Origin of the sequence: Bradyrhizobium sp. CCBAU 45384, from assembly GCF_028128665.1 — a bacterium.
GTDB lineage: Bacteria > Pseudomonadota > Alphaproteobacteria > Rhizobiales > Xanthobacteraceae > Bradyrhizobium > Bradyrhizobium manausense.
The window spans coordinates 1-327 of record NZ_LBIZ01000016.1 but is presented as its reverse complement, the minus strand read 5'-3'; the positions used below and the strand labels follow the sequence as shown (position 1 = coordinate 327).

Here is a 327-nt window from a genome sequence, read left to right as displayed (position 1 = left end):
CACGGTGCAGGCCAACTACTCGTCGGGCAGCGGTAGCGGCTCGCTGGTGTTCACCTACACCATCCAGTCAGGCCAGACCGACACCAACGGCATCAGCATTAACGCCAATGCGCTCAGCCTGAACGGCGGCGCGATCAAGGATGCAGCGGGCAACAGCGCGACATTGACGGCGACCTCGGTGACCGACAACGCCAGCTACAAGGTCGACACCACCGTGCCGACGATTGCGATCACGAGCCCGATCGCGAGCGACAACACCATCAACAAGACTGAGGCGGCGGCTGGCCTCACAATCAGTGGCACGGCCTCCGACGGCGGTTCCGGCGT

The 327-nt window shown here is 63.9% G+C and carries 1 protein-coding gene; it reads left to right on the top strand.

What is annotated here, in order from left to right; genetic code table 11:
• Positions 1-327, top strand: a 327-nt coding sequence (locus tag XH80_RS02790; RefSeq protein WP_271597232.1) for a hypothetical protein, incomplete at both ends; no start/stop codon positions are given.